Raw genomic sequence first — 17,478 nt, 5'->3', positions numbered from 1 at the left:
ATCGATATTGAGTATCTGCTTGTTTGTAGGAATGTATTTATTCTCCTTGGCAAGCAAGAAGTATTTTAAGGTTTCTGCATAACCCGTCTTCTGATATAGCCAAAATAGTTTAGATTTAACTATAACCGTCATTCCGCTATTTGTTAGCAGCTTGGTAGTATAATGTGAAAAGCTCTTATTCGGATAGCGGTTCTAAAATCAAAGTAATTGGAAACTGTTAACTTAAGTTATCCTTTAAGAGAGCTAGTACAATTTCTTACAGGTTTCATACATGATAAGAGTTTTATTTTTAGCTAAACCAATTGAAATAAGCTATAAAATCTGTTAAAGTCAACTTTGTGCAAGCACCCTTAGCTCAGTTGGATTAGAGCATTTGACTACGGATCAAAAGGTCGGGCGTTCAAGTCGCTCAGGGTGCACCATATTTTATAGGAAATAGAGGTCATGCTTGAAATTCATATGTGTAATACCTATCTTTAAAGGTAAAATACTGAGCTATTATATATGAACAAAAAAGACTATTATGATCTGCTAGAAGTGAGCAGAAATGCTAGTACTGACGAGATAAAAAAAGCATATAAAAAACTAGCATTAAAATATCATCCTGACAGAAATCCTGGTAATAAGGAAGCAGAGGAAAAATTTAAAGAAGTAACAGCTGCATATGAAGTTCTATCTGACTCTGAAAAAAGAGCAGGTTATGATCGTTATGGTCACGATGGTGCTTCCGGTGGATTTGATTTCAGCCAAGCTGGAGGGGATTTTAGCGATATATTTAACGATTTTTTTGGTGGAGGATTCGGCGGCAGTACAAGTAGGTCAAGAACAAAAAGAAGTACAACAGGAGTATCTGGAGCAGATCTGCGCTACGACCTTAAAATTACCTTGGAAGATGCATTTAAAGGAATACAAGCACCTATACATTATGTGACAAATATAAAATGTAATACATGCCAAGGCACAGGTAGCGAAGGAGCAATCAAACCAGTTCAGTGCAACACATGCCAGGGAAGCGGTAGAATTAGAACTCAACAGGGCTTTTTTACCATTGAAAGAACGTGTACTACATGCTATGGGGAAGGAGAAATAATACAAAATAAATGTAAGAAATGCGGTGGAAGTGGACGTAAAAGAGATGAAGTAAATATCTCCGTTTCAATTCCAAAAGGCATAGAAGAAGGAGCTAAAGTAAGGGTCAGTGGTAAAGGAGAAGCTGGAGCAAGAGGTGGAAAAAGCGGAGATTTATACGTATGTGTGAAAATAGCTACTCATCAGATCTTCACTCGCAATAGAGCAGATTTACACTGTAAAGTGCCTATAAGAATGACACTAGCAGTACTTGGTGGTGAAATCGATATTCAATCAATTGATGGAGCTAAAATAAAAGTAAAGGTCCCTGAAGGCACTCAAACTGGTACCAAACTACGTTGTAGGGAAAAGGGTATGCCATATATGAACTCACATGCTCGTGGTGATTTATACGTACAGGTAATAGTTGAGACTTTAAATCCAAAGAATTTAACCCAAAAGCAGATTGAGCTATTAAAAGCGCTTGAGGAAGGGGAACATGAAAGTGTAGAGCAGAAATCTGAAGGATTCTTTGGAAAAGTAAAAAAAAAATGAGAAATTTGCTAAATGATATAAAGAGGTAGCTGTATACACTTAATTCTTTTTACCAATTTGAAAGCCTTCTCTTTTAGTGAAAAGATTTTTTTAAGTTATGCAAAAGTGATAAATTCCTTTATTTAAGGTCGAAGTTTTGCTATCCTCGCATTTTAATAATTTAAAATTAATGAACATAAACAAAAATGAGTTTTTATTTCTTCCTCTTGGAGGAGTAGGAAGAATTGGGATGAACGTTAGCCTATATCATTATCAAGGCAAGTGGATTATGATCGACCTTGGTATCGGTTTTGCAGATGAAACTATGCCAGGTGTTGAGCTGCTCATCGCTGATGTAGATTTTATTGCTCAAAGAAAAAAAGATTTGCTTGGAATAATAATTACACATGCACATGAGGATCACTGTGGTGCAGTGCCTCATCTGTGGGAAGATTTGCAATGTCCCATATATACAACAAAGTTTACAGTTAATTTTCTCAAGGAGAAACTAAAGGAGTTTCGATTGGAAGGTGTGGTACCTGTGAAAGAGGTAGACATAAATGGCAGCATAAATTTGGGTCCTTTTACCGTTGAGTTTATAAATGTAACTCACTCAATTCCTGAGGCAAATTCAATATTAATTAGCACTGAAGCAGGTAGTGCACTTCATACTGGGGACTGGAAATTTGATCCAAAACCTGTTGTTGGATTAATTTCTAATATAGAGCGTTTAAAAGAAATTGGCGATAAAGGTGATCTGCTTGCAGCAATTTGCGATTCAACCAATATATTAAGCAAGCATCACCCTGAGTCAGAAAGTGAAATTTATGATAATATTTACAATATAATAAAGCGGTCTAAAAAATTGGTTGCTGTCTCGCTATTTGCCTCGAATGTGGCGCGAATTGAAACAATAAGCCAAGCTGCAAAAGCACTAAATAGAAAAGTGGTTTTACTTGGCAGATCTTTATGGAGAATAGTGAAAGTTGCTCAGGATAGTGGTTATTTAACTGATTCTCCTGAGTTTCTAGAAGCAAAGGAGGCAGTAAATTTTCCAAGGGAAAAGCTGGTGCTACTTTGCACAGGTTGTCAAGGTGAGCCACTGGCAGCAACCTCAAGGCTTGCTAATAAGAGTCATCAAGCATTTAAAATGCAGCAAGGTGATACCATGATCTTTTCATCAAAAATCATTCCTGGCAATGAAACTCGTGCACATAACATGCTCAATGCCTTTATTGAGATGGGAGTGGAAGTTATTACTGAAAAAACAGAGAATGTTCATGCTTCCGGACATCCAGTAAAAGCAGAGCTAAGGGAAATGTATTCTTTGATAAAACCTAAGATAGCTATTCCAGTTCATGGTGAGTATATTCATACGGATGCACATGTAAAGTTCGCTAAAGAGTGCGGTGTGAAAAAAGCAATAATGATTGCACCAGGTGATATTGTTAATTTGGAGAATGGAGAAAAAGTTAGTTCAATTGATGTTGACTACTTTGGTATTGATGGTACGTTGCTACGCCATCCAGAATGCAGCGTTATAAAGATGCGTGAGAGAATGAGAGATGCTGGGGTTATTGTAGTAACAGCAATTGTGAATAAGAAAAACAAATTGCTCGCTAAGCCAAAAGTATTTGCACCTGGTGTTTTCGAAGCGCAAGAAGATGCAGCCATTATGCAAAAGATCATAGAGAAGGTTGAGTCAGCATTTAGTCCACAACCGATAAAAAAAATAAGAAATAAGATTGAAAGTTCAATATTTAGTATCTTAAAGGAATATTTACTAAAAAGACCTATAATTGAAGTCCAAATAGAACAGGTATAGAAATATACCTCTTTTTATTAACCATTATTTGAGTAAGAAGTTAACAATGTATTCTTTGATGTTATTTCAGCATGCAATACTGGAATCCGTAAAAAAAAATCAGTGTCAGATCACACAACTATACAAACATTGTGATTTGAATCTACCAGAAGGGTGCCATCTCAACGCCCAGGCAAACATTGTAGTTTTAGAGCAATCTCCACCAGTAGAGTGTCATCCCAGTGCTCTGACACTGGAATCCAGTTTTTCATGCAACCTTGTCAAAGACGTTTATTTTAGAATAAAACAGCTACTTTTATGCTTGCCACCTCAGTGCACTTACTTGCAGTCAAATTTCTGGATTCCAGTGTCAAGTACTGCAGAAATTGATTTACTCTACTGTCATGCAGTTTAACTTCAAAAGTAAGCTATTTGCTGAGATGACAGGAGGTAATGCAAGAAATCTAATGAAGCTATTCGTTCAACTGGTGTTATTTATTTCGTTATTTATTCCTTATTCCACAAAAGCTGTTTTATATGTTGATATAAAAAAAAGCAATATTGGTAATATTGATCTTGTTGTATCTAAATGTGCATGCAAGACAGAAGTGGAAAGTGAGCTAAGTGAAAGCATCACAAAAGTAATTGAAACAAATCTATCTAATTGTGGCTTATTTAATGTGAAACGTAACACGAAAGTTGAGTCTTGGAAAAGCGATACTGTAGTCACAGTAAGTTTAAGTGAAGTATCAAACAGAAATTTAGAGCTATCTTTTCGTTTATCTGACAGCTTTACAAACAGAGAATTACTTACTCAGTCGGTTGTTTTTCTAGCAAAAGACTGGAGGAAAATTAGTCATCTTGTTTCAGATGTGATACATGATAGATTGATTGGTGAGAAAGGGCATTTCAATACAAAAATTACATATATCGCTGAAGAAAAAGATAGCAATTACAAATCCGTCCGTAAAATTGCTGTGATGAATCAAGATGGAAGTAATATAAAGTACTTAACAAATGGTGAGAAATTTGTGTCAACACCAAGATTTTCACCAAATGGAAAGGGTATTGTTTATATCTCATACACAAATGGTAAAAGTTATATAATATTAAAAAATTTAAAAGATAACACTGAATCAATAATCAGCGCATTTGAAGGAGTTATTTCTGCACCAAGATTTTCTCCTGATGGTAAATCTCTTTTTATTTCCCACTCATTGAGTGGTGAAACAAATATATTATCTCTAGACTTAAGCAGTAAACGAACAAAAAAAATTACTAAAGGTTCAGCTATAAGTACTTCTCCCTCTTTGTCTCCAGATCAAAAGTACATGGTTTTTAGTTCTGATATAAGTGGAAGTCAGCAACTATATATCATAGATTTCACTAAAAAAAGCAAAAAACCCAAGAGAATTAGTTTTGGAAATGGAAGATATGCTACACCTGTTTGGTCGCCAAAAGGAGATCTGATAGCTTTTACAAAAATTCAGTCAGGAAAATTTTACATAGGAGTTATGAAGCCAGATGGCAAAGAAGAGCGCTTGCTTTCAGAGGGACATAAAATTGAATCTCCGGCATGGCTACCAAATGGCAGAGAAATTATCTTTACTAACGCAGAATCACCAAGCAACTCTAAATTATATTTAGTAGATTTAGTAAAGAAAAATCAAAAAATGGTTTTTACTCCAACGAATGCTTCTTTACCAGATTGGTCTTATTTTTGAAAGTAGATCTATAAAATCGGTATAAATCTTGCTTTATCTTAATCGTTTATAACCTTCGGTACTACGAAATACCCATGCTCCGATTTTGTATTGGATAATATTTCTTCTTTAATGTTTTGAGAATTTATAATATCATCGCGTACATGGACATCCTTATCTATAGTTCCATAACGCATAGGAGAAACACCTTCAGTATTAACTTTCAACAAAGTATCATGTATCCAATCCAGCATTGTCAGTTCTTTTGAGTAGTATTTAATCTCATCATCGGATAACTTAATCCTCACAAGCTGTGCAGTTTTAAGCATTTCTTCCTTAGTAATTGTTATTTTTCTTTTATTTGCAAATTCTATTAACGAAGTGATAACATCTTCTGTTGATCTAGCTGGCACTTTTACCTCCTTGCATAAAGCAAATTAAAATATTTGCAATTGAAACAACCTCTATCTTATCATTTTTTTCAAATTTGTGAAATACGGTGTCCGTAATTACTAATTTATCCAAAGAAGAGGAAGAGATTTTCTCAACTGCATTTCCTGAAAGTATTCCATGTGTAATGCACGAAACTACAGACTTTGCTCCTCGGTTTTTTAAAGCAAGAGCTGCATTACATAATGTTCCGCCAGAGTCAACTATATCATCAACAATGACGCAATTTTTGTTTACAACTTCTCCGATTACATTCATTACCTCAGATGTACCTGCTTTTTCTCTATATTTATCTACTACAACAATATCATTATCCAACTTGTGTTTTTCCTCTAAAATCTTTGCAAAAGCACGAGCTCTGCCAATTGCTCCAACATCAGGCGCAACTATTGCCAAGTTTTCCTTGTATATAGAGTTAACAAATACTTCAAAACAGCTTAGATTAGTAACTGGTATATCAAAAAAACCTTCAATTTGACTTGAATGCAAATCAATAGCAGCAACGCTATTTGCACCAGCTGTTTGAATAAGATTTGCAGTTAATTTAGCACTTAAAGCAGATTGCATATTATTGTTTTTAATAACCCTATCCTGCCTACTGTATCCGTAATAAGGAATAATAGCCGTTATTCTCCTAGCTCCAGATCTCTTTGCTGCATCAATTGTAAGCAGAAGCTCCATAAGGTTATCATTTACAGGGGAAGAAAGAGATTGTACTATATATACTTCTTGATTACGTAGATCATTTGCTACTTCTACATTTACCTCACCATCGGCAAATCTTGACACCTGATTGGGGAATAGCTGAGCATTTAGCCCACTTGCTATTGAATCTCCTAATCGTTTACTAGCGCTACCTATTATTACCTTCATATATACCAATTAAGTTTTGAAAATTATACAGAAACCATGGAATGATTAAAACTTTATTCTTGCCGTCAAGTAGCTCATGGAAAAGAAAAAGTTACTCGAAACATTTCACCAGCTTTCTTATCATGCAACTCGTTTTCACAAAGGTACGTACTATTTTTCTACTTAAAAATAAAGTAAATTTTTTGTGATGCCAAGCATTTTCTATAATTTTTCATTAGATTTATTAAAAATTTGATAATTATTAAAATATAGGCTAAAATATCTATATATTTAATGGAGAAACGAAATGGATTTTAGTCAATTTGTTCGAGGCGACTTTCTTGATTTGCACTCGAAAACAATAAACATAAGTGAATTAGTAAGCTTTTTACAGAGCAATCTTAGTATTACAAAGCTTAGTTTAAAAAGCTGTTATATTGGTGATGAAGGAGCAAAAGCTTTAGCTAATGTTAATCTTGCAAACCTTACTCAACTTGATTTAAGTTGGAACAAAATTGATGCTGAAGGAGCAAAAGCTTTAGCTAATGGTAATCTTACAAACCTTACTTCACTTAATTTAAGTTTTAACGACATTGGTGATGAAGGAGCAAAAGCTTTAGCTAATGGTAATCTTAAAAACCTTACTTCACTTGATGTAAGTTGCAACAACATCGGTGATGAAGGAGCAGAAGCTTTAGCTGATCTTAAAAAAGTTGATGTTAAAGGTACAGAAAATTTTAGAATAATAGATAGTTTGATAAATAAATTCACACAAAGTAACTCTTCAATAGAAATTTTTGATCCAGCTAAATCGGAAAATAAAACAACACTTGATGAGATTATAATTCCAGAAAGCTTGAGAAAGGAGCTAAACAAGATTCTTGATATTATTCCAGAAGAAAATAAAGCATTACTTCAAAAGACAGGTCACAAAGCAGAAAAAGGCTACCTTTTTTATGGTCCACCCGGAAATGGTAAAACCAAAATTGCTCGTGCAATTGCATGTCAAGCCAACGTAAAGTTTATTAGTGTTTCTGCCTCTGAATTTCAAAAATCGTATGTTGGTCAAAGTGAAGCGCACGTAAGAGAACTTTTTAAAAAGGCAAGAGCAAATGCTCCTTGTATAATTTTTATAGATGAAATTGATTGTATTGCTGCAGAACGTGGTAACGGCAATTCTGCTTATGCTAATAGCCTTGTGAATCAGTTTTTAACCGAGCTTGATGGTTTCAACCCACTAGAAGGTGTAACAGTGATTGCTGCAACTAATCGTAAAGATGTTTTAGACAAAGCGTTTATTAGACCAGGCCGTCTCTCTAATCATATTGAAATTCCTTTGCCAGATAAGACCCAGCGTGAGGAGATATTGAACTTGTATATAAAAAAATTCAAAGATACTGAAGAGTTGGAAGTTAAAGTAAATACTGAAAAACTTGCAGATAAAACTGATGGTTTCTCGGGAGCTGAGTTAGAATATTGTAAGTTGAAAATGTGATATAAAAGAGGATAAGAGGGAAAGATAGCCCTACTCACTATAGGAATAGGACTATCATGGGCGTGTGCGACCGGAAGAATATTGGTACTACAACCGTTTAAATCAAGGTACACTAGCCCATCTCTCGATACGTTTGAATAGTTGCTTGGGACATATATATGCACCCGTTTACAATCTTAAATTAACTAAAACTATCGAGGTTTATTATGGTTACATCTTATCAAAATTTTATTGGCATTGACATCGGAAAATTTAAAAATGTCGTTGCAATTCACAAACAGAAGAACGCTGTCAAATTTGACAATGATTCTGATGGTTGGCAACAATTATTTCAAAAGTTTTCAGATATTCTACCTAATTCTTTAGTAACTTTGGAAAACACAGGAAAATATGAGCTTGGTTTGTCACATTTTCTTATTGACAAGAATATTGCAGTACATCGAGCTAATACTCGTAAAGTAAAAAGCTTTATCTTGTCTCACGGAACTGTAGCAAAGTCTGATAAATCAGATGCGAGGGCTCTTGCTCAATATGGATTTGAACGCCATAGAACTCTCTCTCTATTTGTACCTACATCAAAAGAACAATCAACCCTGGTTGCACTTTGTCAACGTCGTGATGACATTACGCAAATGAGAGCTCAGGAAAAGTGTAGACTGGAAGCTCCTGAAAATGATCATATAAAGAAAAGTTGTCAGAAGACCATTGAATTTTTCGATAGTCAAATAAACGAACTCAATGATACTATACAAAAAATTATTGATAGAAGCCATGAACTACAACAACGTCAAAAAATCCTTAAAACAGTTTCTGGAATAGGTAAAAAGCTATCACAAGATTTTCTGTGTTTAATGCCAGAGCTTGGTTACTTAAGTAGAAAAGAAGTAGCAAGTCTTGCCGGAGTTGCACCTCATCCTAGGGAAAGTGGTAAAACTGTTGGTTACCGAAGGATTATAGGAGGTAGAAGTAATATTCGTTCAAAGCTCTTTACATCTGCCATGTCTGCTGCAAGGTCCAAATCTGCACTTGGCACCTTTTATTCTAAGCTTGTTGAAAGTGGTAAGAAGAAGATGGTAGCTATAACAGCTCTAATGCGTAAAATTATAGTAATTGCTAATGCAAGGCTTAAAGAGGCAATTAATTTGAATGTTTAAAAATTTACATAGCAGTAATTGAAATGAATATTGTGCATCCACACAAACTTAAAGTGCTTGTTCACATAGCTTAAACGGAAATTGTTGCAGTAGCTGTTTGATATAGAATTCTGTTTCTATGACAAACGGGTTTTTATTATCTATATGGTTGGGTAAAGTTGCAAAATTATACAAATGAAAAATTAAAAAAAAACATAGTTGATTTAATAAATCAAACAGCATGGGATATTATATATTTTTCTAAAATTGAAGGAAAAATCACTATTAACACGAATCACTTCATTAAGGCAATTAAGAAGAAGAAATCTCAAGGGCCTGAAAGTGAGCAAGTTAATGGTGGTCTAGAATTACTTAATAGTCCTAAACCCAATTGTAGCAGTGATGTTAATATTGATAATGCAGATAATGTAGAAAGTCACAACTCTGCAAATAGTAATTCAGATGTTGTTGTTATTCTACAGCAATTGGTTAAAACAACAACTAAGACATCTGAGCATATACAAACTCAAATTAACAATCTAAAGGAAGAATACGATGAAAGATTTGAAGAACTTGATTCTGAGAACAGCAACGTAAAACAAGATCTAGATTGTGTAAGGCAAAACTTAACTAAAATAACTCAATGCACTGAAGAATACACTCAATTAAAGGATAATCTACAGACTATCACTACTAAAATAACTGAATGTGCTGAAGAACACACTCAATTAAAGGATAATAATCTAAAGACTATCACTGAAAAATATACTCAACTAAAGAGTGAATTAGAGAGTATGGTAACAACCGAACTCAAGAAACATGAAAGCACACTGGAGAAGCGTTTTGAAGATCTACAAAAACAATTTGAAGGTAAAAATAAAGAGCTAAATAGTAAATATGAAAAATTCTTAGGAGCAAGCAACAATAGTAAAAGGCAAGGTAGTTACGCCTCTATTTCTTTTGTATTATCTGGAGCATCTGCTGTTGGTGCAAGTTTGACAATGTTTCATTTAGCAATGTGTCTTTCACTCGCTGTAGCCGCATTAATTTTTCTTGCAGCAGGATGTTACTGTTTGTATAAGGCAAATACAACACTTAGTAATGTTGAAATTGATCAAACTACTAATCTTGTAGTTGTTTAGATAGTTTTTAGGCTTTTAAATCTGTACCTGTTTGGCAAGTTAAAAAGTCCTTGCTGGTGCTGTAGCTTAAATTGAAGAAAATGGCGGAAGTGTAGAGTGAGGTAGTTTTTGATCAAAAATTTAAGATATTTTTAAAAAAACCACCTTTCTTGACGCGTATGAACACTCCCAAATTTTTTATAGGTTTGACTTCACCTGATTTACAAATAGAAATTGGTTGAGTGTTTGCCATTTATTCTTATAAACAGCATTTTGCTTTTTTTAGCACGTAGCAATTCTTGAATTCTATGATATTATTTTTGTAAAATTGTTATATATATCATAATAACGGCACTGGCTGAGTTCATTAAGTAATTTTATGGGCAGTGGAATGATAAAAAGCGTTTTCACAAACACATTTTACTACATAATCAGCGCTAATATTAAAATGCTTATAAAGAGCTTCATAAGGTGCTGATTCTCCAAAATTTTTCATGCCAATAAATATACCGTTTGAACCTATATATTTATGCCAACCCACTTCACTTCCAGCTTCAATTGCAACTTTAATACTATCATTATTTAATATTACCCCTTTATATTCATCACTTTGCTCGTCAAAAAGCCTCCAAGACGGCATAGAAATGACCCTTGTACCTACACCTTTTTCCTGTAATTTTTCTCTTGCCTCAACTGCAATTTCAACTTCAGATCCGGTAGCAAATATCGTCACTTCTAGCTTCCCTGAATATTCGCATAGTATATATGCACCAAATTTTGATAGGTTGGCCAATTGGTCAGTATAAGAGTGCATGTAATTAATATTTTGCCTTGAAAGCGCAAATAGTGCAGGTGACTCTTTTTTTTCAAGTGCAATGCTAATGCACTCCAAAGTTTCAATTGCATCTGCTGGCCTAAAAACATACAGATTTGGTATAGCTCTCAGAGAAGCTAAATGCTCTATTGGCTGGTGAGTTGGACCATCTTCTCCTACTCCAATTGAGTCATGAGTCATTACATATATAACCTGCTGTTTCATCAAGGCTGAAAGACGTATAGCAGGGCGGCAGTAGTCGGAAAATACTAAAAAAGTTCCACCATAAGGAATAATCCCACCATGAAGAGCCATACCATTCATACAAGCTGCCATAGCGTGCTCTCTCACTCCATAGTGTACATAAGAGCCACTATAATTATTACTATCTATTGCCTGCATGTGCTTATATTTAGTACAATTTGAACCGGTAAGATCAGCAGAGCCACCAATTAGTTCTGGCATAGACTTAGTCAATATTTCCATTACTTTGCCGAAAGAAGATCGAGTAGCTTCGTTTGGCATGAGCTCACATATTTGTTTCTTCAGATCAGCCAAATCACTCTCGATATTATTCGGCAAACGTTTCTCAAGTCTTCTTTGTAGTTCTTCATTGATCAAGGATGTATAGTTTTGTTTTGCCCTCTTAACTGTTTCCATCCAAGCGTTTTTCACATCTTCTGGTACATAAAATGGTTCATAGTTCCAATTCAATTTTTCTCTCATCTGTTTTACATCTTCCTCTGTAAAGGCACCACTATGAGCAGAAGATGTGCCAGCACGGCTCGAAAATTTTCCGATAATAGTTTTGCAACAGATTAGTGTAGGTTTATCAGACTTTTGCGCCTGCTCTATTGCAAGGGATATAGCATCAAAGTCATGCCCATCGATTTTGTCAACATTCCATCCATACGCTGAAAAACGCTTTTCTACATCATCAGAGCAAGAGAGGCTAGTAGAGCCGTCTATAGAGATGTCATTGTCGTCAAAAAGTGCTATCAGCTTATTTAATTTAAGATGCCCAGCAAGGGACGCTGCTTCATGGCTTATACCTTCCATAAGACAACCATCTCCTAGCATTACATAAGTGTAGTGACTGATTTCAAACTGCTTTTCAAGAATCGATTCAGCAAGTGCCATGCCAACAGCAGTGGCAAATCCCTGACCAAGCGGGCCTGTTGTTGCTTCTATACCAGAAGTTAAGCCAAATTCTGGGTGACCTGGAGTTTTTGATGTAAGTTGCCTGAAGTTTTTTAGTTCATCTATACTAATGTAGCCTGTCAGATATAATATAGAGTATTGCAACATTGAACCGTGACCATTTGATAGGACGAAACGATCTCTACTGATCCATTGAGAATCATCAGGGTTATGGTTTAGATATTTAGCAAATAATACAGTGGCAACATCTGCCATGCCAAGTGGCATACCTGGATGTCCAGAATTTGCTTTTTGTACTGCATCAATTGATAAAAAGCGGACAGCATTTGCCATGGATTTTAGTAGTAGATGATTCATGTATTAATAGGAAAACTTAAAAGTGAAGTATACTATATCATAGTGGCAAAAACAAGTTGACACTTAATGTTAAAATCATTAATAATTTATAGTTAGATTGTGAGAATTTTTGTATGACAACTGTTATCAATAGAAAGTATAGAATCAGTCGCAGGCTTGGTGTAAACTTATGGGGTAGAGCAAAAGATTCGGTCAATAAAAGAAAATACCCTCCAGGTCAGCATGGTATTCTTGGATTTAAGAAGTTATCTGATTTTGGTAAGCAGTTTGCTGCACATAAAAAATTTAAGTTCTACTATGCAATTTCAAGTAAGCAGCTTAGACGTACATTTTTAGATGCCTACAAAAGAAAGGGTTATACGGCTGATAATTTTATTGGTGCCTTAGAATCAAGGTTAAGTTCTGTTTTATATCACTCTGGTTTTGTGCCAACAATTTACTCGGCAAAACAGCTTATATCTCATAAACATGTTACAGTTAATGATAAGGTGGTTAACATATCAAGTTATAGAGTGAAGCCTGGTGATATAGTAAAAATAAGGGAAAGAGCAGCAAAAATTCCTATATTAATAGAGGCTGAACAAAAACAAGAACGTAAGGCTCCAGATTATTTAGAGGCAGACAGCAAAGCACTTTCAGTGAAGTATTTGAGAGCGCCTCAATATTCCGAAGTCCCCTATTCAGCAGACATGGAAGTCAATTTAGTAGTAGAATTTTACTCTAGATAAACAACATAAGGCCCGTGTGGCGGAATCGGTAGACGCAGCGGACTTAAAATCCGTGGGTTTTGCGACCTTGGGAGTTCAAGTCTCCCCATGGGCACCAGTTTAATTTATTAAAAAAGTATGAAATGGCTTGATATAGAAGATATTGCAGAAGCTCTAGAAGAGAAATTTCCAAATGAAGATATAATTAGTATTAGATTCACTGAACTTAAAAGAAAAGTCTTGGATTTAGAAGAGTTTGATGATGATGAAAAGTATTTAATGAAAAAATATTAGAGGCCATTCAAGCAGCTTGGATTGCAGAAAGATCTTAAAAAACAGATAGCTATAAGAAAATTACTGCATACAGTAAAAAGATAATCTTCTTGGAAATACTATACTTTACTCGAATTTTAATTAGCTTCATAATAATTTAACAAATTAAAATTAAAAATGATTACAAGGTAGGAAACACAAAATTCTGGCAAATGCTAGATATATAAATACTGCTTTTTATGTGTGAGGCCGAGGATTATGAAAACAATAAGTTAGTTTTTTGTATAAGAAAGTTGTAATATAATTTAATTTTAAGCACTGGAAAGATGTTTAAATATAGCGGGCCAAAGAAATTAAAATCTATAATAGAAAACTATGCATTAAAATGCATGAAAAATAAGATCAGCAAAAATGAAATACGTCTTATTTTAAACTGGAAAAGTATAGTTGGAGAGGAATTAGCAGAATGTACAAAACCACAAAAGATCTCATACGCACAAAACGTAAATTCTGGTGTTCTGCATCTGTTAGTAACAAATGGCAGTAAAGCATTAGAAATGCAGCATATGGTTTCTCTTGTAATAGAAAAAATTACAGTGTTTTTTGGCTATAAAGCAGTATACGGTATAAAAATCAAGCAAGGGAGTTGACTATTTAACTATATCAGGTTAACCTAGTTACATAGGATAAATTGGTATATTGAAGTGAGTAGAATTTGTGAGTTAACAAATAGAAAAAAGTCTTTTGGTAATAAGGTATCGCATTCAAATCGTAAAACAAAGCGTACCTTTCTCTTAAATTTACATAAAGTTACATTGACGAGTAATATATTAGACAAAAAGTTTAGCTTTCGTATAGCGACAAGAACTTTAAGAACTATAGATTACAAAGGTGATCTTGATGCTTTCTTGCTCAACACAAAAACAATTAAACTAAGTAAAGAAGCGCAAAAGATAAAAAGAAGATTAAAGAAAGTTTTAGCAAAACAAGAGGTAGAGCTAGCTGTTTCAAATGCATAGTAAGCCTACATGGCTCAGAGCAAAAGCTCCAGCTGGTAAAGTATTCAATGAAACCTTAAATACTGTTAAGCTACATAACTTACATACAGTATGCGAAGAAGCTGCGTGTCCAAATATTGGTGAATGTTGGAATAAACGTCATGCTACTGTGATGATTCTCGGTTCTGTTTGTACTCGTGCTTGTGCGTTTTGCAACGTTGCAACTGGCATTCCTGATAAGCTCGATCCTCATGAACCAGAAAATTTAGCAAAAGCAATAAAAAAGTTAAATTTAAAGCACGTTGTCATTACCTCTGTTGACCGTGACGATTTACCAGATGGTGGTGCAAATCAGTTTATAAGGTGTATAGAAGAAATTAGAAAGATAACTTCGGAAACAACAATAGAGATCCTCACTCCTGATTTTTTAAATAAGAAAGGAGCGTTTGAAGCAATAGCTATTGCATCACCTGATGTTTATAACCACAACATCGAAACAGTACCAAGGCTGTATGCAAAAATAAGACCAAGAGCTCGTTATTTTCATTCACTATATTTGCTAAAGATGGTGAAACAGATTAATTCTAAACTTTTCACGAAGTCAGGGCTGATGGTTGGTCTTGGAGAAACAAAAGAAGAAATCTTTCAGGTTATGGATGATTTACGTAGCGCCGAAGTTGATTTCATTACAATTGGTCAATATCTGCAACCAACTCCAAAGCATGCAAAAATTGATAGATATGTTACTCCAGAAGAGTTTGAGCATTATAAATATATTGCTTATTCTAAAGGCTTCTTGGTAGTTGCATCAAGTCCATTAACCCGTTCATCATATCACGCTGAAGAAGATTTTAACAGGCTCAAGGCTTGTAGTTAATATCTTAATTTTTTCAGAGTACAGTTTAATATAGTAATTAATATCTTGACTTTATTTAGAATATAATTTAATATAGGTATTGATGAAGCGAAAAAGTTATGGGTGGTTCTAACGAAAAAGTTGACTACACTGAGTTATCAAAATCTTCTATTTCTGACAAAATAAAGCCAAAAAAAAAGGTCAAATTTTGTCAGCAAGTCCAAGTTAAAGAAATTCCACTTGAAGGAAAAAAAGGAGCATATAAACGATACAAAGAAAAGAAAGAGAAACAAAAACATGAGCTCAATAAAAAACCACAATTATGGGAAAGAGGTGCAGCAATTATTGTTCCACCAGTAATTGGGCTTCTAGGAGGTTTAATAACTTTAACACTCATAACAGAAGAAATAAGTTCACCATTTTTAATTGCAGCTTTAGCTGCTATAGCAATTACAGCAGCAATATATGAACTTGAGTATTTACTTAAACCTGAATTGCTAGAAAAGCCTGGTAAAACTTTAAAGGATTTAGTAACAGATTCTTTTGTAAAGGAAGAAAAAAACTCAAGAACTGTATCACAATAAATCAGAAAAGCTTAGTGAGTTGCCCTAGGTTTGACTTTTTACTTAGCTGATCACAAAAAGTATGAATTTTACAGCACCTAAACCAGCTGTTTAAGATCTTATATAAGCAATTGACAGCTACTGAGATGCCAGTTAAAATATTTACATAGTATATTAACAGAGGGTAAGGTGGGTTTTAGTGGATATGTACATGATAAAGCTTTAACAATATCAGATGTAAGTGCTAAAATTGATATAAGAGAGCTAGCAAACTTTCTACAGAGTAAAAAAGGCATTAACGAGCTTAATTTAATAAATGTAGAGATTGATAGTAAAGATGTAAAAGAGTTAAGTAAACTTACACATCTTACTTCGCTCACTCTAAGGAACAATAAACTCGGTTTTGAAGGTGCAGGATATATAGGTCAAGGCAATCTAAAAAACCTTACTTTACTTGAAATAAGTAATAACAATATTGGAGACAGAGGTTTTGCATTTTTGATTGGCAGCAAACGTCTCCCAAATCTTACTTTATTAAATGTAGAAAACAACAACATTGTTGGAGTGTGGCGCCACTACTATGGAGGAGATATAGCACTCAAAAATCTCACCTCACTTTATGTAGAAGGTAACGGTAAAAAATTCTTAAATGATAAAGAAGTTATCCTTGATAGTATAAAAAAAAGCTCAATAACCGAAGCGCCTGGACACTCTAGAGTAAAAGATGGTGAAGGTGCTACAAAAAAATTAGTAGCTAAAAGAAAAAAAACGATACAAGCTGCCAATAGTCAGTCAGATCCTAGTAGTAGGTTAAGTATAGAACTTTCCAAACAAGATGGGCTGCGTGAAATAGTACTTGACACTGAAACTACAGGTCTTGATGTCAATAGCCATCGAATTATCGAAATAGGGTGTGTAGAACTAATTAATCATATTCCAACAGGCAAAGTATTCCATCGATACATCAACCCAGAAAGGAGCATAGACAAAGGTGCATTTAAAGTTCACGGTATCAGCGAAGAATTTCTAAAGGATAAGCCATTATTTTCAGAGATTGCATCTGAATTTCTTAATTTTATATCTAGCGATACTTTGGTAATTCACAATGCTGGATTTGACATTAAATTTTTGAACATGGAACTTGGTAAACTGAATGCCAAATTAATCTCTTCAGACAGAGTGTTAGATACATTACCGCTTGCAAGAAAGAAATTTGGACCACCGGCTTCTTTAAGTGCATTGTGTGAGCGTTTTGGTATATCACTAGAGAGTAGGGAGTTACATGGAGCGCTAATTGACGCTGAGTTGCTAGCAAAAGTATATGTTGAGCGATTACAAACTCCTTTGGATCGATGTCAGCATGCAGTACGTAACTTATCTCTTAGAGGACACTTGCCAAGTAATGAAGAAGTTAGTGAGCAGTTAGATGAGATTAACGTATCTGTTCATGAGGGAGTAGTAGATAGAAGATTGTAAAAACGCCTTTTGCTTTCAGTAGCGAAATTATTCTCTTAATGAATGTGTTTTCTAGCTTTAAAAATGCGAATCTCAATATCTTATCTTGAATTACTTAACTGTTGGTTCAAGTT

The 17,478-nt window shown here is 34.4% G+C and carries 14 protein-coding genes, 2 tRNA genes and 2 pseudogenes; 15 read left to right on the top strand and 3 right to left on the bottom strand.

Annotated features, from left to right (window positions below; translation table 11 throughout):
• Positions 1 to 344: 344 nt before the first annotated feature.
• The 4 genes from ONG75_RS00770 to ONG75_RS00755 all read left to right on the top strand — a co-directional run bounded on the left by ONG75_RS00770 (position 345) and on the right by ONG75_RS00755 (position 5,130).
• Positions 345 to 422 (top strand) — tRNA-Arg (locus ONG75_RS00770).
• A gap of 82 nt (positions 423 to 504) precedes the next feature.
• Positions 505 to 1,623 (top strand): molecular chaperone DnaJ, encoded by a 1,119-nt coding sequence (gene dnaJ, locus ONG75_RS00765; protein WP_264337075.1) that lies wholly within the window; start codon positions 505 to 507, stop codon positions 1,621 to 1,623.
• A 169-nt stretch (positions 1,624 to 1,792) separates the two neighbouring features.
• Positions 1,793 to 3,427: a ribonuclease J gene (locus ONG75_RS00760; protein ID WP_264375508.1), complete on the top strand. Its 1,635-nt coding sequence runs from the start codon at positions 1,793 to 1,795 to the stop codon at positions 3,425 to 3,427.
• A gap of 446 nt (positions 3,428 to 3,873) precedes the next feature.
• Positions 3,874 to 5,130 (top strand): Tol-Pal system protein TolB, encoded by a 1,257-nt coding sequence (locus ONG75_RS00755; RefSeq protein ID WP_064085826.1) that lies wholly within the window; start codon positions 3,874 to 3,876, stop codon positions 5,128 to 5,130.
• A gap of 38 nt (positions 5,131 to 5,168) precedes the next feature.
• Here the strand turns inward: ONG75_RS00755 and gatC are convergent, their stop codons facing one another.
• On the bottom strand, positions 5,169 to 5,522 hold the full coding sequence (gene gatC / locus ONG75_RS00750; protein ID WP_052264736.1) for an Asp-tRNA(Asn)/Glu-tRNA(Gln) amidotransferase subunit GatC: 354 nt from the start codon (positions 5,520 to 5,522) through the stop codon (positions 5,169 to 5,171).
• The gene (locus ONG75_RS00745; RefSeq protein ID WP_264375507.1) at positions 5,512 to 6,432 is read right to left on the bottom strand and encodes a ribose-phosphate diphosphokinase; all 921 of its coding nucleotides are present in this window, start codon (positions 6,430 to 6,432) and stop codon (positions 5,512 to 5,514) included. Before ONG75_RS00745 ends, gatC begins: the two co-directional genes overlap by 11 nt.
• A 286-nt stretch (positions 6,433 to 6,718) precedes the next feature.
• On the opposite strand from ONG75_RS00745, the gene ONG75_RS00740 reads away from it, so the two are divergent.
• From ONG75_RS00740 to ONG75_RS00730, 3 genes and pseudogenes are all read left to right on the top strand, one after another.
• Positions 6,719 to 7,906: an AAA family ATPase gene (locus ONG75_RS00740; RefSeq protein ID WP_264375506.1), complete on the top strand. Its 1,188-nt coding sequence runs from the start codon at positions 6,719 to 6,721 to the stop codon at positions 7,904 to 7,906.
• Positions 7,907 to 8,112: 206 nt separating this feature from the next.
• On the top strand, positions 8,113 to 9,060 hold the full coding sequence (locus ONG75_RS00735; RefSeq protein WP_264375505.1) for an IS110 family RNA-guided transposase: 948 nt from the start codon (positions 8,113 to 8,115) through the stop codon (positions 9,058 to 9,060).
• Between the two features lie 155 nt (positions 9,061 to 9,215).
• Positions 9,216 to 10,181, top strand: a pseudogene (locus tag ONG75_RS00730) (TomO hydrophobic C-terminal domain-containing protein); the annotation flags it as partial.
• 346 nt (positions 10,182 to 10,527) lie between these two features.
• Here the strand turns inward: ONG75_RS00730 and tkt are convergent.
• Positions 10,528 to 12,492, bottom strand: a complete 1,965-nt coding sequence (gene tkt / locus ONG75_RS00725; RefSeq protein ID WP_264375503.1) for a transketolase — start codon at positions 12,490 to 12,492, stop codon at positions 10,528 to 10,530.
• Between the two features lie 113 nt (positions 12,493 to 12,605).
• On the opposite strand from tkt, the gene rpsD reads away from it, so the two are divergent.
• From rpsD to dnaQ, 8 genes and pseudogenes are all read left to right on the top strand, one after another.
• Positions 12,606 to 13,220, top strand: coding sequence for a 30S ribosomal protein S4 (rpsD, locus tag ONG75_RS00720; RefSeq protein ID WP_006012690.1), 615 nt, complete (start codon positions 12,606 to 12,608; stop codon positions 13,218 to 13,220).
• Positions 13,221 to 13,230: 10 nt separating this feature from the next.
• Positions 13,231 to 13,317: transfer RNA gene (locus ONG75_RS00715), tRNA-Leu, on the top strand.
• Between the two features lie 20 nt (positions 13,318 to 13,337).
• A pseudogene (gene iscX / locus ONG75_RS00710) lies at positions 13,338 to 13,531 on the top strand (Fe-S cluster assembly protein IscX).
• A 267-nt stretch (positions 13,532 to 13,798) separates the two neighbouring features.
• The gene (locus ONG75_RS00705; RefSeq protein ID WP_006012687.1) at positions 13,799 to 14,122 is read left to right on the top strand and encodes a DUF721 domain-containing protein; all 324 of its coding nucleotides are present in this window, start codon (positions 13,799 to 13,801) and stop codon (positions 14,120 to 14,122) included.
• A 54-nt stretch (positions 14,123 to 14,176) separates the two neighbouring features.
• On the top strand, positions 14,177 to 14,491 hold the full coding sequence (rpmB, locus tag ONG75_RS00700; RefSeq protein ID WP_006012685.1) for a 50S ribosomal protein L28: 315 nt from the start codon (positions 14,177 to 14,179) through the stop codon (positions 14,489 to 14,491).
• Entirely contained in the window at positions 14,484 to 15,347 is an 864-nt protein-coding gene (gene lipA / locus ONG75_RS00695) for a lipoyl synthase (RefSeq protein WP_108784143.1), read from the top strand. Before rpmB ends, lipA begins: the two co-directional genes overlap by 8 nt.
• A 98-nt stretch (positions 15,348 to 15,445) precedes the next feature.
• Positions 15,446 to 15,910: a hypothetical protein gene (locus ONG75_RS00690; RefSeq protein WP_264375502.1), complete on the top strand. Its 465-nt coding sequence runs from the start codon at positions 15,446 to 15,448 to the stop codon at positions 15,908 to 15,910.
• Positions 15,911 to 16,705: 795 nt separating this feature from the next.
• Entirely contained in the window at positions 16,706 to 17,365 is a 660-nt protein-coding gene (gene dnaQ, locus ONG75_RS00685) for a DNA polymerase III subunit epsilon (protein WP_372436136.1), read from the top strand.
• The last annotated feature ends 113 nt before the right edge of the window (positions 17,366 to 17,478 follow it).

It is taken from the genome of Wolbachia endosymbiont (group B) of Sphaerophoria taeniata, from assembly GCF_947179355.1.
Classification (GTDB): domain Bacteria; phylum Pseudomonadota; class Alphaproteobacteria; order Rickettsiales; family Anaplasmataceae; genus Wolbachia.
Note: the sequence above shows the minus strand (reverse complement) of the source record. Positions and strands in the feature narration are given on the sequence as shown.